The 23,783-nt window shown below is 60.0% G+C and carries 28 protein-coding genes and 3 pseudogenes; 6 read left to right on the forward strand and 25 right to left on the reverse strand.

Annotation, left to right across the window (positions count from 1 at the left end):
* Positions 1-39: 39 nt before the first annotated feature.
* Complete coding sequence (locus HALNA_RS01210) at positions 40-918, forward strand: universal stress protein (protein WP_049934401.1); 879 nt, start codon at positions 40-42, stop codon at positions 916-918.
* 99 nt (positions 919-1,017) lie between these two features.
* Here HALNA_RS01210 and HALNA_RS21525 read toward each other — a convergent pair.
* The 12 genes and pseudogenes from HALNA_RS21525 to HALNA_RS01260 form a co-directional block, all read right to left on the reverse strand.
* Positions 1,018-1,163 (reverse strand): annotated as a pseudogene (locus HALNA_RS21525) (UPF0175 family protein); the annotation flags it as partial.
* A gap of 264 nt (positions 1,164-1,427) precedes the next feature.
* Positions 1,428-1,640 (reverse strand): hypothetical protein, encoded by a 213-nt coding sequence (locus HALNA_RS01215; protein WP_049934403.1) that lies wholly within the window; start codon positions 1,638-1,640, stop codon positions 1,428-1,430.
* A gap of 65 nt (positions 1,641-1,705) precedes the next feature.
* Positions 1,706-2,866 (reverse strand): hypothetical protein, encoded by a 1,161-nt coding sequence (locus tag HALNA_RS01220; RefSeq protein ID WP_049934405.1) that lies wholly within the window; start codon positions 2,864-2,866, stop codon positions 1,706-1,708.
* A 170-nt stretch (positions 2,867-3,036) separates the two neighbouring features.
* Complete coding sequence (locus HALNA_RS01225; RefSeq protein ID WP_049934406.1) at positions 3,037-3,573, reverse strand: hypothetical protein; 537 nt, start codon at positions 3,571-3,573, stop codon at positions 3,037-3,039.
* Between the two features lie 151 nt (positions 3,574-3,724).
* Positions 3,725-4,411 carry a DUF6166 domain-containing protein gene (locus HALNA_RS01230; RefSeq protein WP_049934407.1) on the reverse strand — a complete coding sequence of 229 codons (687 nt, stop codon included), beginning with the start codon at positions 4,409-4,411 and terminating at the stop codon, positions 3,725-3,727.
* A gap of 157 nt (positions 4,412-4,568) precedes the next feature.
* Positions 4,569-4,868, reverse strand: coding sequence for a hypothetical protein (locus tag HALNA_RS01235; protein ID WP_049934409.1), 300 nt, complete (start codon positions 4,866-4,868; stop codon positions 4,569-4,571).
* A 53-nt stretch (positions 4,869-4,921) separates the two neighbouring features.
* Positions 4,922-5,143: a hypothetical protein gene (locus HALNA_RS01240; RefSeq protein ID WP_049934410.1), complete on the reverse strand. Its 222-nt coding sequence runs from the start codon at positions 5,141-5,143 to the stop codon at positions 4,922-4,924.
* A 49-nt stretch (positions 5,144-5,192) separates the two neighbouring features.
* Positions 5,193-5,471, reverse strand: a complete 279-nt coding sequence (locus tag HALNA_RS01245; RefSeq protein WP_049934412.1) for a DUF7389 domain-containing protein — start codon at positions 5,469-5,471, stop codon at positions 5,193-5,195.
* 23 nt (positions 5,472-5,494) lie between these two features.
* A pseudogene (locus tag HALNA_RS19105) lies at positions 5,495-5,896 on the reverse strand (DUF6166 domain-containing protein).
* A gap of 78 nt (positions 5,897-5,974) precedes the next feature.
* Positions 5,975-6,370 carry a DUF7567 family protein gene (locus HALNA_RS01255; RefSeq protein WP_049934415.1) on the reverse strand — a complete coding sequence of 132 codons (396 nt, stop codon included), beginning with the start codon at positions 6,368-6,370 and terminating at the stop codon, positions 5,975-5,977.
* 77 nt (positions 6,371-6,447) lie between these two features.
* A complete protein-coding gene (locus HALNA_RS19110; RefSeq protein WP_084509839.1) occupies positions 6,448-6,813 on the reverse strand; it encodes a DUF7568 family protein in 366 nt (121 codons plus the stop codon).
* A 47-nt stretch (positions 6,814-6,860) separates the two neighbouring features.
* The gene (locus HALNA_RS01260; protein ID WP_049934416.1) at positions 6,861-8,165 is read right to left on the reverse strand and encodes an RNA-guided endonuclease TnpB family protein; all 1,305 of its coding nucleotides are present in this window, start codon (positions 8,163-8,165) and stop codon (positions 6,861-6,863) included.
* 44 nt (positions 8,166-8,209) lie between these two features.
* On the opposite strand from HALNA_RS01260, the pseudogene tnpA reads away from it, so the two are divergent.
* Positions 8,210-8,617, forward strand: a pseudogene (gene tnpA / locus HALNA_RS01265) (IS200/IS605 family transposase).
* A gap of 300 nt (positions 8,618-8,917) precedes the next feature.
* Here tnpA and HALNA_RS01270 read toward each other — a convergent pair.
* Positions 8,918-9,409, reverse strand: coding sequence for a hypothetical protein (locus HALNA_RS01270; RefSeq protein WP_049934595.1), 492 nt, complete (start codon positions 9,407-9,409; stop codon positions 8,918-8,920).
* Positions 9,410-9,515: 106 nt separating this feature from the next.
* Positions 9,516-9,932, reverse strand: coding sequence for a hypothetical protein (locus HALNA_RS01275; protein WP_049934418.1), 417 nt, complete (start codon positions 9,930-9,932; stop codon positions 9,516-9,518).
* Between the two features lie 230 nt (positions 9,933-10,162).
* On the opposite strand from HALNA_RS01275, the gene HALNA_RS21430 reads away from it, so the two are divergent.
* Positions 10,163-10,579: an HNH endonuclease gene (locus HALNA_RS21430; RefSeq protein WP_157573398.1), complete on the forward strand. Its 417-nt coding sequence runs from the start codon at positions 10,163-10,165 to the stop codon at positions 10,577-10,579.
* Between the two features lie 45 nt (positions 10,580-10,624).
* Here the strand turns inward: HALNA_RS21430 and HALNA_RS01280 are convergent, their stop codons facing one another.
* Positions 10,625-11,863, reverse strand: coding sequence for an RNA-guided endonuclease InsQ/TnpB family protein (locus HALNA_RS01280; RefSeq protein ID WP_049934419.1), 1,239 nt, complete (start codon positions 11,861-11,863; stop codon positions 10,625-10,627).
* 446 nt (positions 11,864-12,309) lie between these two features.
* Positions 12,310-12,702: a hypothetical protein gene (locus tag HALNA_RS01285; protein WP_049934420.1), complete on the reverse strand. Its 393-nt coding sequence runs from the start codon at positions 12,700-12,702 to the stop codon at positions 12,310-12,312.
* A 20-nt stretch (positions 12,703-12,722) separates the two neighbouring features.
* Here HALNA_RS01285 and HALNA_RS19120 point away from each other — a divergent pair.
* Positions 12,723-13,723 (forward strand): IS630 family transposase gene (locus HALNA_RS19120; RefSeq protein ID WP_157573384.1). Its coding sequence is split into 2 segments (ribosomal slippage): positions 12,723-13,215 and positions 13,215-13,723, totalling 1,002 coding nucleotides; the frame shifts between segments, so codons are not numbered across the junction.
* Between the two features lie 6 nt (positions 13,724-13,729).
* On the opposite strand, the gene HALNA_RS01300 is transcribed toward HALNA_RS19120, so the two are convergent.
* The 8 genes from HALNA_RS01300 to ppk1 form a co-directional block, all read right to left on the reverse strand.
* Positions 13,730-14,020, reverse strand: coding sequence for a hypothetical protein (locus HALNA_RS01300; protein WP_049934424.1), 291 nt, complete (start codon positions 14,018-14,020; stop codon positions 13,730-13,732).
* Between the two features lie 112 nt (positions 14,021-14,132).
* A complete protein-coding gene (locus HALNA_RS01305) occupies positions 14,133-14,924 on the reverse strand; it encodes a TVP38/TMEM64 family protein (RefSeq protein WP_084509841.1) in 792 nt (263 codons plus the stop codon).
* A gap of 2 nt (positions 14,925-14,926) precedes the next feature.
* Positions 14,927-15,616: a CehA/McbA family metallohydrolase gene (locus HALNA_RS01310; protein WP_049934426.1), complete on the reverse strand. Its 690-nt coding sequence runs from the start codon at positions 15,614-15,616 to the stop codon at positions 14,927-14,929.
* Entirely contained in the window at positions 15,613-16,311 is a 699-nt protein-coding gene (locus tag HALNA_RS01315; protein ID WP_049934427.1) for a CDP-alcohol phosphatidyltransferase family protein, read from the reverse strand. Before HALNA_RS01315 ends, HALNA_RS01310 begins: the two co-directional genes overlap by 4 nt.
* 77 nt (positions 16,312-16,388) lie before the next feature.
* The gene (locus HALNA_RS01320) at positions 16,389-16,964 is read right to left on the reverse strand and encodes a GNAT family N-acetyltransferase (RefSeq protein WP_049934429.1); all 576 of its coding nucleotides are present in this window, start codon (positions 16,962-16,964) and stop codon (positions 16,389-16,391) included.
* Positions 16,965-17,235: 271 nt separating this feature from the next.
* Positions 17,236-18,144 carry a CHAD domain-containing protein gene (locus tag HALNA_RS01325; protein ID WP_049934430.1) on the reverse strand — a complete coding sequence of 303 codons (909 nt, stop codon included), beginning with the start codon at positions 18,142-18,144 and terminating at the stop codon, positions 17,236-17,238.
* A 12-nt stretch (positions 18,145-18,156) separates the two neighbouring features.
* Positions 18,157-18,468: a hypothetical protein gene (locus HALNA_RS01330; RefSeq protein ID WP_049934432.1), complete on the reverse strand. Its 312-nt coding sequence runs from the start codon at positions 18,466-18,468 to the stop codon at positions 18,157-18,159.
* A gap of 188 nt (positions 18,469-18,656) precedes the next feature.
* Positions 18,657-21,047 carry a polyphosphate kinase 1 gene (ppk1, locus tag HALNA_RS01335; RefSeq protein WP_049934599.1) on the reverse strand — a complete coding sequence of 797 codons (2,391 nt, stop codon included), beginning with the start codon at positions 21,045-21,047 and terminating at the stop codon, positions 18,657-18,659.
* Between the two features lie 433 nt (positions 21,048-21,480).
* Between ppk1 and HALNA_RS01340 the strand changes: the two genes are divergently transcribed.
* A complete protein-coding gene (locus HALNA_RS01340) occupies positions 21,481-21,927 on the forward strand; it encodes an arsenate reductase/protein-tyrosine-phosphatase family protein (RefSeq protein WP_049934433.1) in 447 nt (148 codons plus the stop codon).
* 506 nt (positions 21,928-22,433) lie between these two features.
* On the forward strand, positions 22,434-23,324 hold the full coding sequence (ppk2, locus tag HALNA_RS01345) for a polyphosphate kinase 2 (RefSeq protein ID WP_049934434.1): 891 nt from the start codon (positions 22,434-22,436) through the stop codon (positions 23,322-23,324).
* Positions 23,325-23,463: 139 nt separating this feature from the next.
* Here ppk2 and HALNA_RS01350 read toward each other — a convergent pair whose 3' ends face one another.
* Complete coding sequence (locus HALNA_RS01350) at positions 23,464-23,742, reverse strand: amphi-Trp domain-containing protein (protein WP_049934435.1); 279 nt, start codon at positions 23,740-23,742, stop codon at positions 23,464-23,466.
* Positions 23,743-23,783 lie beyond the last annotated feature (41 nt).

The following is a 23,783-nucleotide window of genomic DNA, read 5'->3' on the forward strand; positions in this document are numbered from 1 at the left end:
TAACAACCACCGAAGTGTTAAGTAAAGAACTCCAACGCAATGATAGAAAATATCCTCGTCGCGACTGATGGAAGTGATGCAGCGAAGCAGGCAACGAAGCACGCAGTGCGCATCGCAGCTGTCTCCGAAGCGACGATCCACGCTTTGCACGTCGTGTCGCCGCGGCTGCTCAGATTCCTCGAAGACAGCGCCGACCAAACGATCGAAACCGAGTCGTTCGGGGGAGAAGCCGTTCGGACAGCAGAGCAGATTGCCGACGAGGCGGGCGTGGGGATCCGGGCCTCTGTCGAACGCGGTAATCCGGCTGAGACGATTCTGTCATATGCGGAGTCGAACGACATTGATCTCATCACGATGGGGACACACGGACGGGCGGGCTTACCGCGATACGTCTTCGGAAGCGTCGCCGAGACCGTGCTTCGAACCGCGACCTGTCCTGTGTTGGCGGCACATGCTAGCGAGCAGTTGATGTCCTACGACGATATCCTCGTTCCGATCGCCGGTGAAAGGGAGGGCCGGAATGTTCCACAAATGGCAATCGACTTTGCAGAGCAGTTCGACGCTACGCTACATTTGGTACACGTCGTCGACCGTCGGCTGCTTGCGTCGTCATACGACCTATGTCCCGCGCGGCCCGATGTCGAGTCAGAGCTGAGTGAACGCGGTGAAGCGCTCCTCAGATCGGCGAAGGCACCGCTGGAGGCTGCGGGTATCGATTTCGGGACGCACTTGAAGAGTGGACTCCCCATCTCGCAGCTCCGCGAGTTCGTGACGACCGCTAATATCGACCTGGTGGTTATGTGGTCACACCGCCGACGCGGTCCTGATCGAGTCCTACAGGGCAGCGTTGCCGAGAGTCTACTGCGATCGGTGACGACGCCGATGCTGATGGTCAGCGACGAGACCCAGACCGATTGAATTCGGCCGTCAGAAGTAGGGCGGGGAGTCATACGCTTTCGCGGAAGGCAGTCAACGGTCGCCATCCGGTTACTGTGGTCCGCTCGTGTTCGTAGAGTGAATCCGCTCGTTTTCGTTGCCTTCGAAGTATTCGTGGCCGAACTCACGTAAACATCGCTCTTGCCACCGAACACACCTGCCTCGGCAATACTCCTGATAAGGAGATCGAAGCCGTCTGGATACGATCCAGTAATTGCCGCTTCAATGGTGAGTGACCCCGATCAGAAGCCGATATGGGAGGCAGAACTCGGACCATCATCCTCCTCGACACGGCGGCAGAGCGACTTCCCTCGCTTCGACGGCGGTCACGTGACGATGACGCGTCGGCGGGGTAGTCGTATTTGGATTGCTGAGTCGGTGAGGCGGCATGAAACCATAGCAGTTTCACCGGTCCCCGAAAAAACGGGATACTCTCAATGTTAACCAACACCAGGTGTTGGCTAACTCCGATTGTTGGTTAATATCGATCGCTACTTCTCGTCCTCACGCAACTCTTCAGCCTTCCACTGGAGCCGACGCAGAATCTGCGTCCGATTCTGGTGTGCGTTCTCGTAGGCAACACACTCCTGGAGTGTCTCCATATCGGGGATCGTTGCGATCCCGGCCTTGATCAGTCGATGATTGGGCGCTTCGAGGCGTTTCTCAGGCGGGAACTCGTCGTTGGTATCCGTAGACTGAGCCATCTCTGTTGGCCTCCACCCCACGAGGGCGAGAGAAACAGACCGCCGACTACAGCATCGTCGCGACGTCAGCTCATCGCGTCCTGGAACCGCTCACGAAGCGCATCCTCCCGCTCCTCGAACTGATCGACCTTCTCCTGTAGATCGTCGCTGACACGCTCGATACTCGCGAGTGCCCGCTCACCGGCGAGCGATGCCTGCGACCCGTCGTCGCCGTCCGCCTCCAGCTGCTCCTCGTAGGCTCGCTCGACGCGTTCGATGGTACCTTCTGGGTTGAACAGGATGTCGTTGGCCGTGCGGACGTAGCCGTCCAACGACGCACCCTCCTTGCCCTGGAAGAAGTGAGTGAGCGCGTACGTCGCCCCGGAATGCAGCGTCCACATATCGATCTCGAACGGCGACACAGCGTTCGCCTCGGCATCCTCGGCAGCACGCTCTGCGAGATAGTCCGGGAAGCCCAGCAGGCCGTAAAACTCGGTGATGGTGAACGGGAGCTCGGAGAACTCGAGATCGATGTCCTGGGCGTCACGGATGAACTCGAAGAGGTCGTCGGCGACGAGTTCGACCTGGGCGAGGATCTCCTCCCACCAGGTCCGGAAGTCTCGAACGTCCCCGACGTGCTTGATGACCTCCTTGTCGGTGAGCGAGCGCATCGAATTCGAGCAGTACCCGTCCTGAGCGAAACCCTCCACGTAGACGGCGTGCTCACCGAAGAAGTCGTAGCCGGAGGTCACGCCTATCGTGATCGGGTCCGACCGCCTAGGAAGGCGCACCTCGAGGCCGTCGAACATGATGTCCATGTGAACCTCGCCGCCGCCCCGGTAGCGCCGAACCTCGCCGAACATCACGTTCCCGAGCGGCGACCCGTCGATGGTCTCCTCGCGAAGGACCTCCTCCAGTGGCCTGTACACGTCGACCGGATTGATGATCGCGTAACTGTCCGTAGGGACGTGAAATAGTGGGTCTGCGTCGGGCTCGCCGTCTGTCGCGTGGTCGCGCGCTCTTGTCGGCTCGACTAAGGCGTTGAAGCGATCCGTTTCGACCCACTCGTCGGAGTAGGGATTCCGGTATGCGACTGTCGTCTCGACGGCCTGCGGGAGGTCACGAATCGTCTCGGCGAAGGACTTCGGTTCGTCGACCGTTTTCTTCCGGCGGTACCAGTCGGGTAGTTCTGTATCGGTTCGTCCGTCGACGCCAGCGAACACGGTTCTGGATTCTGGGTCTTTCATTTTGTCTCCTCGAAATTGAATTCGTCACCCGCGACGGCGCTCTCATCACGCGCCCTGCGCCCCTCTCACGGGCGCAAAAACAACCACTCTTAACCAACATCCCGCCCAAGAATCCAGTACTGTTGGTTAATCATCTGGACGGTCCCGACACCTGGCTTCGGCTCTTCAATTCACTCGTCGGCGTGGCGTCGACGGCGCACCTGTTCAGGATTCGGCACCCACGGATGTGCGTCCCAGCAGTGCAGGGCGTGCCCTCGTGGCGTATCGAACAGCGCCTCACACGACCCACACTCGTAGGCGGTGTCGGACCACGGTTCCGTGACGAACATCGCCGTCACCGTCGACCTGACTGGATCTGGTGCGGCCGACCGCTGAACGTAATCATAGCCGATCTCTGTTCGTCGACGAAGCGCCGACTGTGCCAGCCGTTCGGGCCGGTCTGCTGGGAGATACACCCAGCGGACGAACGCTGCTTCTGAGTCCTTCGCCGAGGGTTGAAGGATGAACCACCGGTCGTGATCGTCGCGGAACAGATACCGCTCAGTGCCCCGGTTCTGGAGATAGAGCGGATCCTCGCGACCGGGAATCACCCGCAGACCGATGGACGGGGAGATCGGGGTGAGGAGTCGCTCTTCCAGTGTGAGCGAGCTGGACTCTCCTGATGATGTCTCGCCCTTGAAGTCGTCAAGCGTCGCTTCGCCAGTCATGATTCGCCGGGATTCGTCTCGTCGGTGTCTTCCCCGCCTGTTCGCTCATGCCGGTCGTTGTATCGCTCGAGTTCTCGGCCGATGCACTCCAGCGCCGTGACGGCGCGTTCGATGAGCTGGTACGTGGCCCGCGAGAGTCGGATGTTCTCAATCAGATGTCCTCCTCTGGCTCGACGAGGTCGTTACTCTCAGCGACGAGTGCCTGAACGGCTGAAGCAGGATCGTTCTCGACCGGAAGTGTTCGATGGTCAAGCGGGGCGGGATACGCCCGGTCCCCCTGCGCACAAAGTATGATCAACCACTCTTCGCTCCCTTCGGCGAGGACGACGTAGTGGTCGATATCCCGACGTTGGAAGACTGTCCGATCTGTCCGGCTCACCGCACTCCAGTTCGCCGGCAGTGACGATGACGGCGTCCCACCATCTGGCGTGAGTGCTCGGTACTCTTCGAATTCAGCGAGTGCCGCCTCGATATCCTCCCCGGTGAGGTGCCAGCAGTCGGCCGGCCCATCACACACCAACTGACTGACCACATCGTCGCGGAACTGGATATAGTGTTTCTCGGCGACGGTTTCGTCGTCGGTGTAATCGAGGAGGAGTGCACAGGCGAGTTGTGCCGGTCCGCTTCCCGTATAGCCCCAGTCGAATCCCGCCGGGCTATGCCGCACGAGACCGAAACTTCGATCAGGGGAGAGGCGTTCGTGTGTGATAAGGTTCAGTACTACCGGCGTTCCGTCGACACGCATCCCGACGTACTCAACGCGGTCTGTACTCGCCTGCCATCGCTCACTCGCATCCTGTACGACTGTTCGTGGGTCGGTAGTCGAATTAGTCTCCATCTGTTGCATGCGGGCGTTCGGATTCCCCGCACCCCTGCTGGGGGTCGAAAAACTACTACCGGCTATTAGCCCCTCAGCGTCGCTTCAAAGTTAGAATTCAGACTATTATAATTCAGACTATAACAATTCATCAGACAACCAACTGATAGAGGCAAGCCTATTCTTCGAAGAGACAGCGAGCGGCTGCATCGTCGCCAGCGAGGGTCTGCTGATCCCCGTCCGTATCAGCGAAGAGTGTTGACTGATCTCCCTCGGATGTTTGCTCAACTTCGGGTCGATCGTCGACGCCGAACTCACTCGCCTCGGGCTGATCAAGACGCGAATCCCGGTCGCGATGATCCACGTCAGCGCCGAAGTCTTCGAGTGAGGTCTCGACGCTTGTTTCGGTTACTTCGAGTTGGCCATCGTCACCGAACGCGGTCTGTCGTTGAATATCGATCTCTGGTCGATCGCTCATCTCATTCAAGCCTCCACCCACCGAGGCTCCGACAGACAGCCCCGAGTGCTGCGTCAATCGTCTTCTGCGCGAATTTCGCTGGCCCGCTGTTCAAGCCGGCGGAGGATCTGGACCCGTTGCTGATTCGCGTTCTCGTAGGCGACGCAGGCTCGCAGCGTCTCCATATCGTTGATCGTCACGATACCGGCGTTGATCAGTCGCGTATTCGGGGGTTCGAGCCGTTGTTCTGGTGAAAGCTCGCTCACGTCCGTCGATTGACCGTCAGGATTGCTCACTGATGATCGCCTCCGTCACTGCTGAGGCGACAAAAAACAGCCCTCGCTGTTACCCGTCTTCTTCCCCAGGTTGGATCTGGCGGGCGTCCTCAGCGAGATCATGGATGTACTCCCGAAGAATCTCCATGTCCTCGCGAGCGTCTTCGAGGGTCTTGCCTTTCGCTTTGGCCACGATTTTGTCCTGATCGCGGGTGCCAGTCCCGCGAGTAAGCTTCACGGTGAGGGAGACGCCGACGTCACTACGTTCGACGTATTCCGTTCGTGTCGCCTGTTCACTGGTTTCGGCCGATTCGCCATCCGCACGAGATGGTTGGGTCTGTTCTGACATGGATTTCTTTCGGTGATTGGTATTTAGATGGACGGTGCGGCCGGCTCGCCGGGTGTTTCGTGAAGGACTGCGTCGATCTCGGGCCCGGTGAGTCGTCAGCTTCCAGCAGACCCAGCACAGTCCAGCTGGCTCACGACCTCGGTTTTGAACGCCTGGTAGTGGTCGAGGGCGAACGCTTCGTCACCTGTGTAGTCGAGGAGGAGTGCGAGCGCGAGTTGTGCCGGACCACTACCACCATATCCCCATTCGAATCCCGAGGGACTGTGGTTCACCAGCGCGAGACTCCGCTCTGGCGTGAGCCGTTCTTGGCCGGGACGTTTCTCAACGATAGCCTGCCCGCTCTGCCGATACCCGACGTAGGCGATGTCGCAGTCGTTTGGTGGGCGTGACTGTTCGATCGAATCTGTGTCGCTAGGTCTACTCATCGGTCTGTTCGGGAGCGACTCGTTCGAGCACCCCCGCACCCCTCAGGGGGTGAAAAACAGTCACAGGGACTGCTTGCCCTACGCGAGATGGGAGATATCGGCTGGTTCGTCGACCTCATCGAATTCACCACGCTCGACCGGCTGCCAGTCATCGCCGGGTGCCGGACTCCACCAGTCGACCTCGTAGGCACCCGGTGCGCCGAGGATCTTCACCCGCGCCGACCCATCGGGTAGGTCGCGACGGAGCTTCTCGTCGACGTGGAGGTTCCACGTCGAGTGGGTGTCAAAGCAGGCGAGGACGGCCTCCTCGTATCCGCGCGTCTCTCGGGATTCCTGGAGTTCGACCTGCGTGTTGCAGTTCTTGCAGAACACTCCTTCGAAGGGAATGTGACTGAATACCTCGTGCCCGCAGACCGGACACCAGAGAAACTCGAACAGTGCTTCGCTGTGGCGGTCGATGACTTCCAGACTCATCTGTGGATCTGGCCCGATTGAGACGGGCCACCCATCCCGGCCCAAAATAAACGTCACCGCAGATACGTTCCCTTCAATCAGCGCTCGGCGCCGTACACGATCCTCGAGGATGCTTCGTACCCACATCTCCGACACTCGAACCAACGCTGAGCCTTCGCGCCGTCAGCCGTTTTTCCGCCGATTGCCACATCGCTGTTCGAACACTCGGGACAACTCAGTTCGGGCGCTGATCGTTTCCGGAGCTCGTCACGGAACGATTTCGCGTCTTTTGTCTCGTACCCCCGCGACCACACCGGGTAGCCGTCGACGAGGATTGCGCCACGCCACTTGTAGCGGTACGAGCCCGGTGCTCGGTGTAAGACAGCCCGAGCTCCGGTCTCGGTATTCCGGTATGCGAGTGTGGGCGTGCGGCTCTCGCGTTTCCAATTTGTGATCCGGGACATCTGGTAAACAGCCTCGGGCGCGGTAGCCCGAGGCGTTTGTAATTCCCTCAGCTGTGCGCTAGCACTCCCTGCTCGGCAAGCGAGCGGGATGAGGTTGGGCGGCTTACACGCCCCGACCCGGACAGACGCACCAACCGAACCTGTGGCTGGGTTTTGTGAGTCCGGTAATTCGTATCCTTACCGTCGAGTTTCGCCGTCTCGCGCCACGCGATGTTCACAGAGGCATTCCTGTCGGCGTGGTCTTGCACCACGTTACACTCGGTGTTCGTACAGTGGAACCGCCGTCCCTGCCGACTGCCCCGCTCACCACAGCACGAACACGTCTTCGAGTTGTAGTAGGCATCCACCGTATCTGTCGGAATCTCTCGCCACGTCGCCTTGTACGACACGAACGTCTCGAACTTGTGGAACGGCAGTTTGTGCAACCGGCGGTTCATATATGTTCCGTACTGCATTTCTTCGCGGATGCCCTCCATGTCTTCGAACACGATGAGCGGATTCAAGAACTGCTCTGCGAACTCCACGACAGCACTGGAAAGACGATGCAACACCCACTCGGTGAACTGTTCTTCCTTGTCACCGAGTTTTCGGTGGATACTCGTCTTGCCGTGTTCTTGACAGCGAGTGGTGATAGTGTGGTAGCGTTGGCGTTCCTGCTTGACCCGACCGTAGTCGAGGACGAGTGTGCCCTTCGTCCGCATCGTCTCGCGGTCGAGGGCGGTGAGAGCGACGTTGCGCTCGTTGATGTCCACACCAACCAGCGTGTCGCTGGTGTCGGGGTCGGGCACGTCGAACTCGCGTGTGACCGTGACGTGTAGGTAGTACACGCCATCGCGGTACAGGAGTTCGGCCTGCCCCACATCCACCTCATCCGACGTGAGAGCGTCTCGAAGTTCGTCCATCGCGGCCGGCTCACCGCGCAGGTGTCCGTTTACCTTCTTGTAGGGTTGCGGGCTGATACGGAACTGGACGCGGTTCGTGTCATCGTCAACGGTGAGGCGGTAGCCTTCCGTATGCGCCATCACGAGCGGATACGCACCAGATTTGTCTGTACTCGGCGGCGTCGGCTTGTCACCATCAGGGTCATTTTGTTCGCGCCACCAGTCGAGAAGTGACTGGTAGGAGCCCCACGTGTGGAGGGCTTTGCCGACGACCGCGCACTTGTTGTTCCGCAAGAAGTCGTCGCGGTCAACCTCCCGTTGTATCTCGGTGCGCGTGTACCCTTGTCGTTTGAGGCGGATGGTGTCGTTGAATATTTCGCGTGAGGCGAGGCGGGCGTCGTGAAGCCACGACCGTTCACCAGACGCTATGTGAAGGCGCGTCTGAATCGTCTTCGTGGCTTCTTCACCCATACTTTGATAATCATTCCAGACTGTCATAAATGTGGGTATTCAGGATGGATGAGTACCGCAGTCATTCACATTCGGTTAGTTCCTAAAAGTATCACTTCGTCTGGTGTCTCAAGTACCGCCACCCGGTTCTCAACGTAGTTGAAGAAGATGTGCGGGAGTTGTTCAGTGAGACTGCTAACCACTTTGGGCACGAGATTCTGGCGTTGGAGATTGCGGACGACCACGTCCACATATTCGTCCAGTGTAACCCGAAGCACAGTCCGGCGGACATTGCTCAGCAATTCAAATCGTACTCGGGTAAGCACTTGCTGGAGCAGTATCCCGAGATTCGGGAGTCGTATTTCTGGGGAGGTGGGTTCTGGAAGGTTGGGTACTATATGGGAACGACAGGAGCGGTATCGGAAGAAGTCGTTGAACGGTATATCGAAGAGACGGAACACGCGCCGGAGTGATGCGCTTCACCCCGCCCACGGTGGGGTGGGGAACTCGCGCTGTTTTTTGTTTAGAACTCAGCTTTGTACGTTTATAAGTGGCTTCTGAACGTGTAGTAGACTACGTGAGAGTGCCGGTTTCGCTCCGTGACGGATCGTAGATCGGTTATCATCCAGTCGGTGATCATTAGATCTGGCCCGATCTGACCCAAGCTCTCCCCCACAACAGACCCACCAAGTCACAGACTAGCGAAGAAATCCTGATGTGTAGAGGCTGAAGAGGCAGAATCCGGGACAATTTATAAACGTGCAAGGTCGTGTTTAGAAGTGGACGTCGGCAGGCACGATCCAGAGTTCCTCGCTCTCCTCCAGCACTCGATCCAGCTGCTCACGGTGACGAATACCGTTCGCGTATTCGTTGTACAGGAAGATCGTTGGCCCGTCGTAGGCGCCGACCTGATGGAAGGCGTGCCGAGCGAGATCTTCGTCGCGCATAATCTCCTCGTCAGAGAGTTCCTCGATGGCCTCTTTCACACGTTCGAGATTCCGCTCGAACTCCTCTTTCGTCGCCTCCCAGCCACGCTCAAGCAGGTCTTGGCCGTCATCGGAGTCGACGGAGGCTGCAGTCGGTAACTCACCCCATCGCGCCTTCCCCGCAACGGACGTGTCCTCCTCATCAAAACAGACGTAGTAGTCGAAGACGGCGCTGGCATGTGGGTCCGCGCCGACCAGGCGGTCGAACACCGTCTTTCCGGTGGCCAGTGCGTCGTCGTGGGTCGATTCTTCTATCAGAGCGTAAATCACCATGTGCATCTCGAACACCTCGAAGCGCCGACGCACCGGGAGTCGTTGCTTGCTCGCTCCTGCTGCGCCGGCACCCATCGCCGGCGCTCGAAAAACCTGATCTAGCGGTCGATTCTTAGGACTCATTCGCTCGGTCGACTGTGATGGTCAGATTCCCGGACTCGTAGTCAGCTTCGAAGTCGACGGTGAACGCGTCCGCCTCGTAAGCGGCATGGTAAGCACGGTGGCGTTCGAGCGAGCCAGTCGTCTTGAAGTGGAAGAATGCGGCCGCCGTGTAGGGCTTGCTCTGTGTTTCGATCTGCGACTCGACGGATGCGGGGAGAGCGATCTGGGGCGTTTTCGTGTCGATACTCGCAGCGAACTCTTTCGCTTCCTCGACGGTTGCTTGCGAATGTGCTGGTGTCTCGCCGGTGAGTACGTTCACCGGAGTTTCCGTCTCGTCGGTGAACAGGACGGCTTTGAAGATGTGTGTCCCGAGGATCGCCTCGGGATCCAACTCACAGTCGTGAAACGGGTCATCGTCTGAGGTCATCGAATCACGAGCCTACGGCGGGGCTCACCCATTCTGGACCCTGAAAAACAGCAACGGCTTGTTGAAATCCTGAGTAGGTGATACGTTTCAACAGGCCTGCTGAATACACAGCGCGAATCTACCACAGGGTAACTATTTTACCGAATAAAATGGAGTGTACTGGTATGTCAAGACCTCTCCCAAATGATTGGCCTAAGCGACGCAGGGAGGTTCTTCGCAGAGATGACTTTATGTGTCGCCATTGTGAGAGGCACGAGGATATGAGAGGAGTCTCGCTTGAAGTACATCATATAGTTCCGCGACACCGAGGGGGAGATCACGAAAAATACAACCTTATCACAATGTGCAGGCACTGCCACGACCGTGCACATAACGGTAATGTGGAAGCACCTGACGATCCTTTGGGCTACATAGGTCGGTTGAAACAAGAAGTGAAGAGTTTCCGATGGCGTCAAGCAAATATCACAGATATCGATCCGCAATCTATTGCCAGAACTGTCGCTGGGTCATTCCCAGACCCTACCGCTATTAAGAATCATACATCACTTAGAAATACGATTGATCATCCTCCCCAGCGTACACTTCCCAACTTCATCATTGATGTCGGGCGACACGTATCTGAAAGAGAAGTTGCGTGTGCTGAGTAAGCTACCACGCCCTGAAGGGCGTGGCATTCAGCGTGGACTCCCGTTCTAACCGCTGAGAGCGGTAGGCGAATACTCGCCGTTCACATTCAACATCCCGCTGTTCAAGCGCACGCCTACGGGTGCGCCTCCACGTCCAGACTTTTGCTGGTCGCGGAGATACTTCAGCCCGATATTCTTCGCCGCGTTGTAATCCGCGTGGACGTCGTACCCGCACTTCAGGCACTCGAATTCGTCCTGCCCGTTGGTGTGTGGGCGGTTATCCTCGTGAGTGAACCCGCACTTCGAGCAACGCTGACTCGTGTACGCCGGATTAATCTGCTTCACCACAAGCCCCTCAGATTCGGCTTTGTACGTGATGTATTCGAACAAGCGATGAAACGCCCACTTGTGAACCGCCTTCGCGTGCGGCAGGCGTTCTCGGATGCCTTTGAGTTGCTCGAACACGATATGCGTACAGTCGTTCTCAAGAGCTTCCTCGACGAGTTCGTTCGAGATGGTGTGAAGCATCTGCTCGAAACGCCCTGTTTGCTTGCGACCGACTCGCTGGACGTTCTCGTGTGCCCATCGAGTCCCGGCCTGTTGAAGCGAGCCACGACGCTTCTCGTATTCTCGATGCCAGTGGTTGAGTTCACCACCGCTCCAGAATCGTCCGGTCGAGGTGACTGCAATGTTTGTGATACCGAGGTCAACACCAAGGACGGAAACGTGCTTGGCATCGCCTTGTTCGGCAGCATCGTTCTCCACGGCGGGCTGTGTCCGCATGTGAAGGTAGAAACAGTCCTCAACTGTGTCGTAGTGGAGCGTGGCTCCATTCACGTCGTAGTCGTCGTTGAACAGGTACGCCGAGTGGGGCGTGTCTCGCTGTTCGTCTGGGAGCACGAACTCGGCGGTCACTCGCCCGTCGATTGTAGCGAGTGTCGCGTGGTCGTCGTTGACGGTGACAGTTCGGGCGTCGTAGCTGGCGAACCGTGACGTGAAGTGTGGTTTCGAGGCGTTCTTGCCTTCTTTCCAGCGTTCGATAACGCCTTTGACGGCTTCTGCTGCTCGGTTTCGTGCGGCCTGCACGAGATTGGCTGGAAGCGGTGAGTCGTCTCGAACGTCGTAGTAGGTGAGGTCGTTAAGTTTTTGTTTGCTGGTGATTTTCCAGTCTGGTTCCCACGCCACGTTGACGACGTAGTTGGCGGCGTCGAGGAAATGGTCGGTTGTCTGGTGGAGAAGACCAGCGGCACTCTCGTCCACATCGAGTTTGACAGGGACTGTTCGAGTGCGTGAGTCGTCCACCATCTGTATTTTATATATAGTTGTGCGTATTTATAAGTATTCGGATTGGCGTGGGGGAGTCGGCCTGCTATCGAGGAGGGTTTGTGTATCGGGTTGTCGGCTTCCTCCCGCGCCTGAAGGCGCGGGTTTCCGCCTTGCGGTCATTATGATAGAAAACGGTCCGGTGCTCCAAGGGCGAATTGAATCGTCGTCTAAATGATGTGTACAGAACGAACTGAGATTTACATTAGGGAATGGACAATACGCGAACCGATAGTCTCCGACATCGAAGAAACAGGTCACTCGGCCAACGGATACGTACTCCTCACAGCGCACATCACGGAGCTGGATCGAGACCTCCTGACTGCCGTCGAGACGGTCGATGTATACGGGGGTCGCGTGCTCGTCGCCGGGAACGATGGTGAGATGCTTGAGCGAGAGTGGGCTTCCTCCACTTTGACGGCGGAGATTCAGTGCCACTGGACTGCCACCCGGGTCGCACCGCCGTCGGTCTCCTCAACGCGGACAGTCGGCAGCGACGCGACGAGCCGGGCCGGGACGAGCGCTGCGAGACGGCGACGCAGTGCCGGCAGCCGCTTCCGAGCGAGCACGTAGGCTCCAGCCACGACGGCCAGCCACAGGAGCGCGGCGTCGGCCATCGGACCGGTCGCGGGCGCCAGCAGCGCGACTGCGGTGAAGCCGATCGCGATCAGGCCGTCCTCCGGCGCACCGGAGTAGCGGACCAGCCGTCGGGGTCGGTGCCACCCGCCGAGCGCGTGGTTGTAGACCGCCCGCTCGGTGGTCGGATCCCACGGTTCCGGCTCGACGCTGCCGGCTATAGTAGTCGTTAGATATATTTGCAAAAAGCCTCTTTCAGTAGCTAGTGGAGCACCTCGACGAGATCTCCGTCGGAGAGCTGCAAGATGCCCTCGACAACGTGGAGGGAAAGAAGCCAACAGAGCGGTTGTTAGCAGCGATCGCGTACAAGAACGGTGTCACGCAAGACGAGCTAGCCGAGTGGTACGACGTTCACCGGAAAACGATCTACAACTGGCTCAAGCGACTCGACACCGACGAGTCGCTTGAGCACGCCGTCGCTAATATTCATCGTTCTGGAAGAAACCGAAAGCTCTCAGATACACAGCAACAAGAGTTCGAAGAAACTGTCCACGATCCACCCGAAGAAGTCGGGATCGACGCGCCGGCGTGGACGCCGGCGCTCGTCCAGCAGTTTCTCGACGAAACGTACGGCGTTGAGTACTCACTCCCGAGTTGCCGGCGGTTGCTGAAAGAAGCGGGGTTAAGCTATCAGAAACCACGCCGTTCAGCCGCTGAAGCTGATGAAGATGAACAAGAGAAGTTTCACGAGGAACTCAAAAAAAGCGGCGGGAGATGGACGCCACCGTAGTCTGCATCGACCAAACCAAGAAATCCGTGCAAGTTGAGCCGCGTGCCGCGTGGTTTCCGCGCGGCACGCGGCCCTCTGTCGAACTCTCGGGCCAGCGCGACTGGACGTGTTTACTCGGCGCGATCACCGAAGACGGTGATCGCTTTTTCTCCCGATTCGAGGAGTACGTGACCGCCGAGCACGCAAAACATTTTATTTTAGCGTTATGCAAAGAGTTCGAAGATGACTTGCTCGTTGTGCTTGACGGCGCACCGTATTTTCAGGCGTCGGCCGTCACGGACCTAGCGGCCCGTGACGACCTCGCCTTCGTGACGTTACCGGCGTATTCGCCGGAGCTCAATCCGGTCGAAGAGTGCTGGAGACAGCTGCAAGCGGCTCTGAGCAACCGGTTCTTCGACTCACTTAACGAACTAACAACAGCGATCGACACCGCTCTCAACCAACTCTCTGTCCCAAAAATAAGCAATTACTTCTGAAGTCTACTATAGCACGTCCGACCAGGCGTGCAGGGCTGCGGCGCCGACGGCCGTGATGGCCAGCAGGACCCCCTCGCTCGGGGCGAGGGCGAACCAGGCGCCGATGGCGCCAGCTAGGAGGGTGTAGCCGACCGGGAAGTGCAGCGACTTCCGATGTTCGGCGACCACGTCGAGGTCCGGCACCACCCCGCCGAGGAACGCCGCTACGAGCAGCGGCGGGCTGGCGTACCCCGAAAGGGCGGGGCTAGCGAGGGCCGCGAGCGCGAGGCTCGCGAGGCCGTGGGTCAGGGCCATCATACCACTATTGAGTGCTATGTCCGTCTCCGCAGTCATAAGCGGGATGGTCGGGTAACGGTCTCCCGCGGGTGTTGGAGGGTGCGCTGCTCGATCGGGTCGCCTTTGCCGCCACTCAGCTACTGCGGTTCAGGCGGCCGACGATATGGTGGCGGGCGGCGTAGACGGCAACCGAGGCGACGGTCAGCGCCGCAACCACGGTCGCGAAGTCGACGAGATTGCCGTCGGCCAGTCGGGTGCCCGCGTAGGCCGCCGCGACGAACGTCGGCGTGCGGCCGACGAGGACGAGCGCAAGGAAGGTTCGGAGTCGGACGTCGGTGAGGCCGGCGACGAAACAGAGCACGTCGTCCGGGAACGTCGGGAACAAGAAGAGCACGAACAGGCCCAGCACCCCGGTACGGTCGACGGAGTCGTCCCAGCGGGCCAGTGCGGCGGGGTCGACGACCCGCTCGACGTAGGGGCGGCCGAACCGCTGGCTTCCGACGAAGACTGCGGCGCTGCCCACGACGACGCCGACCATACTGTAGGCGGTCCCCCACAGCGTCCCGAAGAGGTACCCGCCGACGCCGGCCAGCGTCTGGCCCGGGATCGGGGCGAGAATCACCTGGAGGGTCTGGAGGACCACGAACGCCAGCGGAGCGAGCGAACCGAACTGCGCGATCCAAGTCCGGACCACGGCAGGATCGGTCACGCTGGGCGCGAGCAGTCGGAGAGCGGCGGTGGCCGCCAGCAGAAGGCCGACGACGGCCACGGTCCGGACGGCGGCGTCCCGGCGGGCAGCGGCCGAGGCGAAAACGCGGCCGCCGTCGGTGTGGTCGGGCTCACCGGCCGCGATCCCCGTTTCCGCCTCCTCCGTCAGGACCGTCTCGCTGCCGGCATCAGTCCCACTGTCGTCGCTGGCCTCCATCGTTACAGCAGCGACGGCGCGTTGTACCGCGCGGTGGCGACGAGTTTCGTCACGTACTGCCACATCGAGGTGCGGCGGCCGACCGCTGCGGTCCGGCCGTCGCGCATCGCCGCGAGGATGGTCGCCGGGCTCGGCGGCTGTCCGGGCGCAAGCGTCACCGCCGTCGCCGCGAGCCCGAGACCGCCGGCGCGGTGAGCGTCGCTGCCGCCGAACGCGGGGTAGCCCCGCTCGCGGGCGAAGCGCTCGGCCTGGTCGTTGCGCAGGCCGACCATCGTGTGGGCGTTGTACACCTCGACGCCGTCGACGCCCTCGATGGCGGCGGCGCTCGCGCCGTGTCGCGAGCGCTGGAACGGGTGAGGAACGACCGCCAGCCCGCCCGCATCGCGGATCCGCTGGACCGTCGCCGACAGCGGTTCGTCCGGTTTCGGTGCCTCGTCGACGCCGATGGCGAGCAAGTGACCGTCGGCCGTCGACACCTCACAGCCGACGAGGACCGTCACGTTGTAGTCGACCGCGAGGTCGGCCGCGACGTGCGCTCCGTGGACCGTGTCGTGGTCGGTGACGACGACGGCGTCCAGCCCGACCGCGTCGGCGCGGGCGAGCAGCCGCTCGGGGAGCAGCTGGCTGTCGTAGGAGGCGACGGTGTGACAGTGGACGTCGACGCGGACCGTCCGACCCTCGGCCTCGCTCACAAGTACCCCCACTCGAGGGCCAGCGCCAGCGCGGCGGCGGCAACCGCCCCGAGGCCCGCCAGCGCGTGGCTCACGTCCGTCTTGTAGGCCTTGTAGTCCGAGATCATCAGCGGGCAGGCGGCGGCGACCAGCAGGCTGGCGAGCCAGCCGTTCCACGGCCCGACCAGAACGACGAGGAAGTAGTTGGCGACGACGACGAGGTTCGTGTGGACGACGGTCGTCCCGTGGTAGTAGCTCGTCTCACCGTCGGCACCGAATCCCTCGTCGCTGTGGCGGATGAGCCGGAGTCCGCCGAACGAGAGGACGAGAAAGCCGACGACGAGACTGGCGAGGTCGTTGGGCGCGACTGCGACGTGGTACAGCAACGCGCCCGGGACGAGGTACGCGAAGATGTCGATGAAGGAGTCGACCCGGCGGCCGAACGGCGAAGAGACCCCCGCTCGACGGGCGTACCAGCCGTCGAGCTTGTCCAGCAGGAATGCGCCGAACATCACCAGCAGCGCCCAGTTCGGCTCGCCGCGCAGGAACAGCAGCGCGCTCCCCCAGCCGACGAACAGCGCCGCCAGGCTGATGTAGTCCGCGCCGGTAAGCTGTGCCACGACGTTGGTCCGCTCGCCGCGCTCGGCCACGACCCGGTCCGTGGCCTCGACTCGTTTTTGCACGCCTTTGATCGCCTCGCGCAGTTCCCCGGTCATACAGTGCGTGTAGAGGACGCTCCCACCGCAGTATGAATCTACTCCGAGAATTATTTACTTACGAGATATATATGTATCTACTGTTGGCTCGGTTCCCGCTCCCTAACGCTATAGTGTGTGAGCGGCCCGACCCGTGCGTAAAAATGGCGCCGACGGACGCCGAACCCCCGGGACTCGAACAGCGCACGCGAGGGGATGTTGTCCCGTGCGACCAGCGCCGTGGCGCGTTCCGCGCCATCGCCGCTGGCGTCAGCCAGCGCCCAGTCCAGCAGCGCGCCGGCAACCCCTCGTTCCCGGTGGTCGAGCGCGACGAACACCCGGCGGACGTACGCACCGTCGAACGACAGCGTCCGCTCCAGCGGGTGGATTGGCAGCGTCGCATCCACCGAGCAGAACAGGTACCCCAGCGGCGTCCCGTCGGCGAACGCACCCACGACGGTCTCGCCGTCGACGAGTTCGTCCGTCGGCGCGGCAAGCGCACGCACCGCAGCCGGTTCACAACGCTTAACGCGGAACGCGTCCGGGTCGGGTGCGTCGTTGACGGGAAGCGACCGCCCATACTCCGACATCATCGTCGCGGTGACGCCGGCCGCCTGGAGTCGGTCGTAGAAGGCGCGCCCGTAGGGGTTGCGAACGAGCCGGTGCAGCTGCATCTACCCCGCCGTTCTCGGGTCCCGAACATAAGCGCTACGTCGTCAAACAGCAACTCAGAGCGTGGCCTCCTCGTGCACTCACACCGTTTACCTCAACTACTGTTCGCGGTGGGTGGCTTGAGAACATCACGGAATGAGACGTACGCACTCATAGCGTATGTGCAGCCTAAGGACTGAACCCACTGGACTCGGCCTTGTTGAATCCCTCAAGCGGTGATGGGTTTCAACCGCCGTGCTGCATACAAGACGCGAATGGGCCAGCACCGACTGGTCACGGAGCAGGGTCGTATTCGTGTGTCGCCGTCCAGTAGGCACCGAGACGGTCGACCAGCCGGTCAGGGGCTTCCGCAAAGAGCCGCTCGCCAAGGGGCCGGCCTCGGCGGTGGAATTCGGACCGCTTCGCAGTGAGTATCTCGTTCAGTATCGCTCTGGTCGCTGGGGCGAACAGTTCCTCGTCGTGCATCACCATTTCGAACTCCGCGAGGTCGTTCTCGTAGCCGATGATATCGGACAGCTCTTTGAGTTCTGCACGCCGGCGCTTCATCGGGCCGACCCACACACGCCGGAGGAGCCGGGTGTGGTAGCGGTGGTACTTGATCCGTTTGCGCCACTCGTGAAAGCGCTCGAACTCCGGCTCCTCGTACGCCTCGGCCATGCGATTCCGGGCCCGCTTGTAGGACTTGCGCAAGCCGCCAGCCACCGCGTCGTACCCCTCCGTCGCGATCGGGAGATCCGGGACGCGGTCTCGTCCTTCGACCAGATCCGCCCGGACCTGCGCCAGTCGTCGCTCGAGGTCCTGTTCAGCAGCCATCGTCTCGCGTCGATCGATCAGTGTTGCCCGAATATCGGCGAGCGTCGAGTCGTCCAATGCGCCGCGCGCCTCGACCGCAGGCCGGAGATGGTCGTCGAACGTCTCGACAGCCGCGTGAGCGTCGCGAACGTCCGAGATTCGCCGGGCTGCATCCCGGTAGTGGACGTTCTCGCGTTTGTACGTGGGCAAGACCGGACGGACGAGTCGAACGGCTGCTCGGATTTCTTTACACCGCTTGCGAACCTCGTGGATCGTCTCGTGTACGTCGTCGCCCTCGTCGATGTGGTCGATCCCTCGTTCGATCTTGCCGTCGACGATTCGCTTGATGCCGTCCGAGACGTGTTCGTCGGGTTGGAGGGTGTATTCCATGGGTGACTTTGGCTACGAACCGTTATCCTCGGCAATCTCTCTGAGGGCTGTCGCGACAGCTTCGAATTCGAGTGTCGACTCGAAGGCTTCGAACCGGTCAAGCGCCTCGTCGGACCAGTTCGACGTTCGTTGCTGCCTTTCAATGAACCCCTCGAAATAGACTGCCATCTGGTAGGCCTCCTCTGGCGTCGGGTCGGACGAGGTGCTGCTAGGGATGAGAGGCTCCAGATCGTCTTCGTACTCCGCTATGTCGAACGTCCAGGACCCAGAGCTGTCGCGGTACTGGTCGTACCGTCTCGGGAAGTCGGAAGCGTCTGGGCACATTATGTGTATAATAGTCTATAGAGCCTATTTAGGTTTATGCAGTCAAATATTCAGGTATGTCAGTTTTAACCGCATCGTTATGAGAATAGGTGAATTACCGGCCATCAATGCATGACCTCGTGACGTGATACACTGCTGGGGGTACGACGGCAAATCGTCAAAGGCGGCAATACGACAACTCGCTTCGGCTAGGAGGGTGTCTCGTACTCTGCACGAAGCCGGGTCCGGGCACCGTCACGCGTCTTGAAATACCGACGGTCACCGTCTCGTGTACGGACCGCCCAATCGTACGTCTCGCTGTCGGGATGATACCACTGCTCAGCGTACCTGTCGAAAACTGATGTAGTCCCGCTGCCCGAGTGCCCTTCTTGATCCCCATCGGAATCGTCAGTGGTGGCTGACAAGTCACGGTCGCCTTCGACACCCCCGTCGGCGGTTGGCTCGATGAGAAGCCCCTCTTCGATCAGGTCCATGTCAACCTCCATACCAGGTCCGTACCCACGCTCGAGGGCGGCGTCCGTGGCCGCCATCAGGATTTCCTGGGTGTCCCGTACTGGCTCGTCGTCCGGTGTGACCTGCTCGTAGCTCCCGTCGCTTTGCATCACCCACCGGCGGCGGTTGTCAGTGAGTGAGACCTCCAGAACCAATCGGAGTTGGTTGCGCAGTCTCGTTGCTTCGACGGGCGTGACGGCCTCGACACGGTGGTCGAGGTTGCGGGTCATCCAGTCCGCAGAGCCGATGAACCAGTCGGGGTCGCCGGCGTTCTCGAAGTAGAAGATCCGAGCGTGCTCGAGGAAGCGCCCGACGATCGAGTGCACGGTGATGTTCTCGCTGACCTCCTCGAGGCCGGGCCGGAGTCGGCAGATGTCGCGGACGATGAGGTCTATGTCGACGCCGGCCATCGAGGCGCGATACAGTTCTTCGACCATCTTCGGGTCCTCGAGGCCGTTCACCTTCACGACGATTCGCGCACGCCGGTCAGCACGGGCGTGATCGGCTTCGCGACGGACCATCTCTGTGAAGCGCTCACGCATCGTCACCGGTGCGATGAGGAGTTCCCGGAAGCGCTCGTCGAGCGTCGGCCCGGTGAAGAAGTTGAAGACCTTCGTGAGGTCTTGCCCGACGTCGCGATCAGCGGTCAGCAGTCCGAGATCGCAATACCCCTTGGCGGTCTCGGAGTGATAGTTGCCCGTGCCGACGTGTGAGTAGAGTTGGACACCGTCCTCCTCTCGACGGACGACAAGCGCCGTCTTCGTATGTGTCTTCAGACCGACGGTCCCGTAGGCGACGTGAATGCCCTCCTCCTCGAGGCGGCGCACCCATTCGAGGTTGTTCTTCTCGTCGAAGCGCGCCTTGAGTTCGACCATCACCGCCACTTGTTTCCCGTTGTCCGCAGCGTCGATGAGGCTCTGAATCACCTTCGAGTCGCTCGCCGTTCGATAGATCGCGGCCTTCACCGCAAGGACGTCCGGGTCATTCGCGGCTGCGTCGAGGAACCGCTGCACCGTGCCCTCGAAAGCGTGATAGGGGTGATGGACCAGGATGTCGTCCTCGCGGATTTCGTCGAATATCGCCGTCGTCTCGTTTCGACTGTCGCCCGCTTTCGGCAGTAGTCGCGGATGTGGCTGTGGTGTCCACGATGGGAGTTTGAGGTTCGGCCGCTCCAACTCGAGGAGCGTAAAGAAATCCTCGTAGTCGATTGGGCCCTCTCGGTGGAAGACCTCGCGGTCGTCGACATCGAGATGCTCCGTCAGAATCGAGACTGACTCATCGGCGATATCTGCGTCGACTTCCAGGCGGACGATGGTCGCGAACCGCCGTTGCTCGAGGACGTCCTCGATGATATCGACGAGGTCCTCGGCGACCTCTTCGTTGCGTCGCACCTCGGCGTTCCGCGTCACCCTGAACTTCGAGACGTCGAGGATGTCGAGACCGGGGAGGAGCATATCGAGGTTGGCCTCGATGAGATCCTCGATCAGGACGTACTGTTCGGAGGTGTCCGGAACGTCGACGAGACGGGGCTGATTTGCCGGGATCTTGATTCGCGTAAACGTCGTGTCCTCACCCGTCTCCGTCGAGAGGACGGCGAGCGAGAGGGAGAGGTTCGAGATGAACGGGAACGGGTGGGCGGGATCGAAGGCGAGCGGCGTGAGGGTGGGGAGAACGGACTCTTCGAAGTACGTCCGGAGTTGGTCGCGCTGCTCTCCGTTCAGGTCATCGTACGCACGGATCCCGATACCTACCTCCGCGAGTTCGGGTTTGAGTTCGGTCTGCCAGTAGGTGTCTTGGCGGCGGAACAGTGGTCGTGCGGCCTCGATGACCTCATCCAACTGCTCACTGGGTGTGCGGCCGTCAGGTGTCGTCACAGTAACGCCGGCTGTGACCTGTTGTTTGAGTCCGCCGACGCGTTTCATGAAGAACTCATCGGTGTTCTTGGTGAAGAACGCAAGAAACCGGAGGCGTTCGAGTGGTGGGTTGCCTTCGTTCGTGCCCTCGCTGAGAACACGCTCCTGATAAGCAAGCTCCGAGAGTTCTCGATTGAGATAATACTGTGGATCCGTCAAATCCGGTTCAGTCATTCGTTCCTCCGGTTCGCTCATTTGTTCCGTAAAACCATATCCGCACTGGTAGTACTTGCTGCTTCCTACTGGGAAGCAGTCACCTTCGTGGTGGAAGACAAACCCCGGAACGAGAATTCGCAGGGAGCGATAGTCTGCGCACGCAGGAGCGGACTGCTGCATCGTTTCTCCAGACATTGCGTATTCGTGTGACTGATGGCGAAGTCGAAAACCACATACATTCAAAACATCCCTCCGCTCGGCTGCTGAATACAGCCTCTGTATCGGTCACGGACATCAAGTGGAACGAGAACAAGTCACGCACGGCCGTCCAAGATATCGGTTTGTGCCGTGATCAAACGGCCGGTGAAGCGATACACTCGGTGTTATAATGTATATAAGAATCTATACCGCTCTTAGATAGGATTTTTCAGAACCGGCACTACGAAACGGTATGATCGACGACGAAGTGACCGTCGCGTTCGTGTGCGTCCAGAACGCGGGGCGGAGCCAGATGGCAACCGCGTTCGCGAAACGAGAGATGGAGAACCGCAACCTTGGAAACCGGGTTGAGATACTCACCGGCGGGACGAACCCAGCCGACAGCGTTCATCAAAACACTGTCGAAGTCATGCGGGAGGATGGCATCGATCTTTCGGATCGTACACCTCATGAAATCACGTTCGAGGAACTACAGGATGCCGATATCGTAATTACCATGGGCTGCTCCGCAGACGACGTATGCCCAGCTACGTGGAGCGGCGATAATCGCGACTGGGATCTAGACGACCCACACGGACGGTCCCTTGACATCGTTCGCGGGATCCGAGATGAGATTCGCGACCGCGTCGCCGACCTCTTGACAGAACTCGAAGCCGGTCGGTCCGCCGCAACATTGTGATCCCGCTCCGTTCCAAGGAAACAGCCGCCCTCGGACTGGAGACTGCCTGGTGCACGATACTCGCTTTACCTCGCACGGCGACCCTGTCTGAAACTCGGTGGTTTCTGAGACGAGTGCTGCATAGAAAGTGCGTCCCGGTCATCGGGTCAGTATAGCACCCCTATAGTAATCTCCAGAAGGTATCTACTCACACGCTTCTCTGCATCTTCGAGAGCCGATATGAAACACCGTTGTTCGACTGGTTGCCCTGCGGAAACTTCCAAATTCTACTATAGCTACCGGAGTAGTGTCGTACCTCGGAAGGGATATCCCCCGTCGGCTCCCCCACTATCGACGGGTCGCCGTGTACGGCGGACCGGCGTGTTCGCCGATCGCCTCCCCGGACACCGCACAGTCGGGGAAGTGGCCTGCGTTTCGTGGGGGCAGAGAGTTATGTACTATTACCATTGATACTCCCGCATGTACGCATCAATGGTCAGTGATGGAGATAAGGAGCAGCAGCTCCGATGACCGAGCACCCGGTGTTACCGGCCGAGGAGTCCGTGCTGACCACCGTCGACGAGGAGAACCTCTACAAAAAAAGTGGCAAGATTAAGAAGAAACACTACAAGCGGGAACTCGAGCGGCTCCAGGAAGAACTCGTCAGGCTCCAGATGTGGGTCAAAGAGCAGGGACTCCGGGTTGTCGTGCTCTTCGATGGTCGAGACGCGGCCGGCAAAGGCGGAACGATCCACCGAATCACTCGCCGCACGAGTTCCCGGGTGGTGAAAGTCGTCGCGCTCGGCAAGCCCACCGAACGCGAGCAGAGTCAGTGGTACTTCCAGCGGTACGTCGAACAGCTTCCGGCGGCCGGTGAGATGGTGCTGTTCGACCGGAGCTGGTACAACCGTGCGACCGTCGAGCGTGTGATGGACTTCTGTACCGACGAGGAGTATCAGGAATTCCTCCGGTCGGCCCCCGAGTTCGAGCGGATGCTCATGCGCTCGGGGATCATCCTCATCAAGTACTGGTTCTCGATCAGCGACGAAGAACAGGAACGACGTTTCCAGAAGCGCAGCAACGACCCGAAACGTCGCTGGAAGCTCAGCCCGATCGACCTCGAAGCCCGAGAGCGGTGGGTCGAGTACTCGCGGGCGAAAGACGCGATGTTCACCTACACGGATACGAGTAACTCGCCGTGGCACGTAATCAACGCCGATATCAAGAAACATGCCCGGCTCAACTGTATCAGTCACCTCCTCTCACAGATCGAGTACGAGGACACCATGCCTGGGCCGACCGAGTTGCCGGACCGACAGCAGGATCCCAACTACGAACGCCCGGCGATCGACGGCCAGAACTGGGTGCCTGCACTGTATGGGTCAAATCCATCGGCAGCCGACGTCGAACGATCCTGACCGCGCTGGTCTCGTGTCGTGCGGTTGCCGGTGTGCACCCTCGCCCGATGCAGGCGAGGTGTGCTCAGGCCACCTTTTGATTTCGATGCTCTGTGCCACGTGTTCGACATCGTATCGATTTCGGCTTGTAAGAGATTCCTCACCCGATATTGAGATCCCCAGTACCGGTTCCATCTTCGTCCCACTCCAACTCGAACTCGAGTTCTATCTCCGCTGGTCCCCCAGACTTCGACGTTTCGCGTTCGACCTCAACCTCGAACTCGACTCGTCTCGGGGGAGTGAGTGTCACCGACTCGGTACCGGATTCGAGAGTGAATTCATTACCGGACTCCAAGTGGTCAGCGACCGTTCGAAAGTACTGTACAACTTCACCTGTGTCCATGTTCCGTTCGAATTCGAACAGTGTTTGTTCGGGCATTCCTCGACATACGATGGACAGGCTATTGACTGTGAGTATCT

This window comes from Haloplanus natans DSM 17983 (assembly GCF_000427685.1).
GTDB classification, from domain to species: domain Archaea; phylum Halobacteriota; class Halobacteria; order Halobacteriales; family Haloferacaceae; genus Haloplanus; species Haloplanus natans.

What these genes read in the sequence shown, in the direction of transcription:
- HALNA_RS01210 (WP_049934401.1), top strand. Translation starts at nt 40, where the DNA reads ATGATAGAAAATATCCTCGTCGCGACTGATGGAAGTGATGCAGCGAAG.
- HALNA_RS01215 (WP_049934403.1), bottom strand. Translation starts at nt 1,640, where the DNA reads ATGGCTCAGTCTACGGATACCAACGACGAGTTCCCGCCTGAGAAACGC.
- HALNA_RS01220 (WP_049934405.1), bottom strand. Translation starts at nt 2,866, where the DNA reads ATGAAAGACCCAGAATCCAGAACCGTGTTCGCTGGCGTCGACGGACGA.
- HALNA_RS01225 (WP_049934406.1), bottom strand. Translation starts at nt 3,573, where the DNA reads ATGACTGGCGAAGCGACGCTTGACGACTTCAAGGGCGAGACATCATCA.
- HALNA_RS01230 (WP_049934407.1), bottom strand. Translation starts at nt 4,411, where the DNA reads ATGGAGACTAATTCGACTACCGACCCACGAACAGTCGTACAGGATGCG.
- HALNA_RS01235 (WP_049934409.1), bottom strand. Translation starts at nt 4,868, where the DNA reads ATGAGCGATCGACCAGAGATCGATATTCAACGACAGACCGCGTTCGGT.
- HALNA_RS01245 (WP_049934412.1), bottom strand. Translation starts at nt 5,471, where the DNA reads ATGTCAGAACAGACCCAACCATCTCGTGCGGATGGCGAATCGGCCGAA.
- HALNA_RS01255 (WP_049934415.1), bottom strand. Translation starts at nt 6,370, where the DNA reads ATGAGTCTGGAAGTCATCGACCGCCACAGCGAAGCACTGTTCGAGTTT.
- HALNA_RS19110 (WP_084509839.1), bottom strand. Translation starts at nt 6,813, where the DNA reads ATGTCCCGGATCACAAATTGGAAACGCGAGAGCCGCACGCCCACACTC.
- HALNA_RS01260 (WP_049934416.1), bottom strand. Translation starts at nt 8,165, where the DNA reads ATGGGTGAAGAAGCCACGAAGACGATTCAGACGCGCCTTCACATAGCG.
- HALNA_RS01270 (WP_049934595.1), bottom strand. Translation starts at nt 9,409, where the DNA reads ATGCACATGGTGATTTACGCTCTGATAGAAGAATCGACCCACGACGAC.
- HALNA_RS01275 (WP_049934418.1), bottom strand. Translation starts at nt 9,932, where the DNA reads ATGACCTCAGACGATGACCCGTTTCACGACTGTGAGTTGGATCCCGAG.
- HALNA_RS21430 (WP_157573398.1), top strand. Translation starts at nt 10,163, where the DNA reads ATGTGTCGCCATTGTGAGAGGCACGAGGATATGAGAGGAGTCTCGCTT.
- HALNA_RS01280 (WP_049934419.1), bottom strand. Translation starts at nt 11,863, where the DNA reads ATGGTGGACGACTCACGCACTCGAACAGTCCCTGTCAAACTCGATGTG.
- HALNA_RS01300 (WP_049934424.1), bottom strand. Translation starts at nt 14,020, where the DNA reads ATGATGGCCCTGACCCACGGCCTCGCGAGCCTCGCGCTCGCGGCCCTC.
- HALNA_RS01305 (WP_084509841.1), bottom strand. Translation starts at nt 14,924, where the DNA reads ATGGAGGCCAGCGACGACAGTGGGACTGATGCCGGCAGCGAGACGGTC.
- HALNA_RS01315 (WP_049934427.1), bottom strand. Translation starts at nt 16,311, where the DNA reads ATGACCGGGGAACTGCGCGAGGCGATCAAAGGCGTGCAAAAACGAGTC.
- HALNA_RS01320 (WP_049934429.1), bottom strand. Translation starts at nt 16,964, where the DNA reads ATGCAGCTGCACCGGCTCGTTCGCAACCCCTACGGGCGCGCCTTCTAC.
- HALNA_RS01325 (WP_049934430.1), bottom strand. Translation starts at nt 18,144, where the DNA reads ATGGAATACACCCTCCAACCCGACGAACACGTCTCGGACGGCATCAAG.
- HALNA_RS01330 (WP_049934432.1), bottom strand. Translation starts at nt 18,468, where the DNA reads ATGTGCCCAGACGCTTCCGACTTCCCGAGACGGTACGACCAGTACCGC.
- ppk1 (WP_049934599.1), bottom strand. Translation starts at nt 21,047, where the DNA reads ATGACTGAACCGGATTTGACGGATCCACAGTATTATCTCAATCGAGAA.
- HALNA_RS01340 (WP_049934433.1), top strand. Translation starts at nt 21,481, where the DNA reads ATGATCGACGACGAAGTGACCGTCGCGTTCGTGTGCGTCCAGAACGCG.
- ppk2 (WP_049934434.1), top strand. Translation starts at nt 22,434, where the DNA reads ATGACCGAGCACCCGGTGTTACCGGCCGAGGAGTCCGTGCTGACCACC.
- HALNA_RS01350 (WP_049934435.1), bottom strand. Translation starts at nt 23,742, where the DNA reads ATGCCCGAACAAACACTGTTCGAATTCGAACGGAACATGGACACAGGT.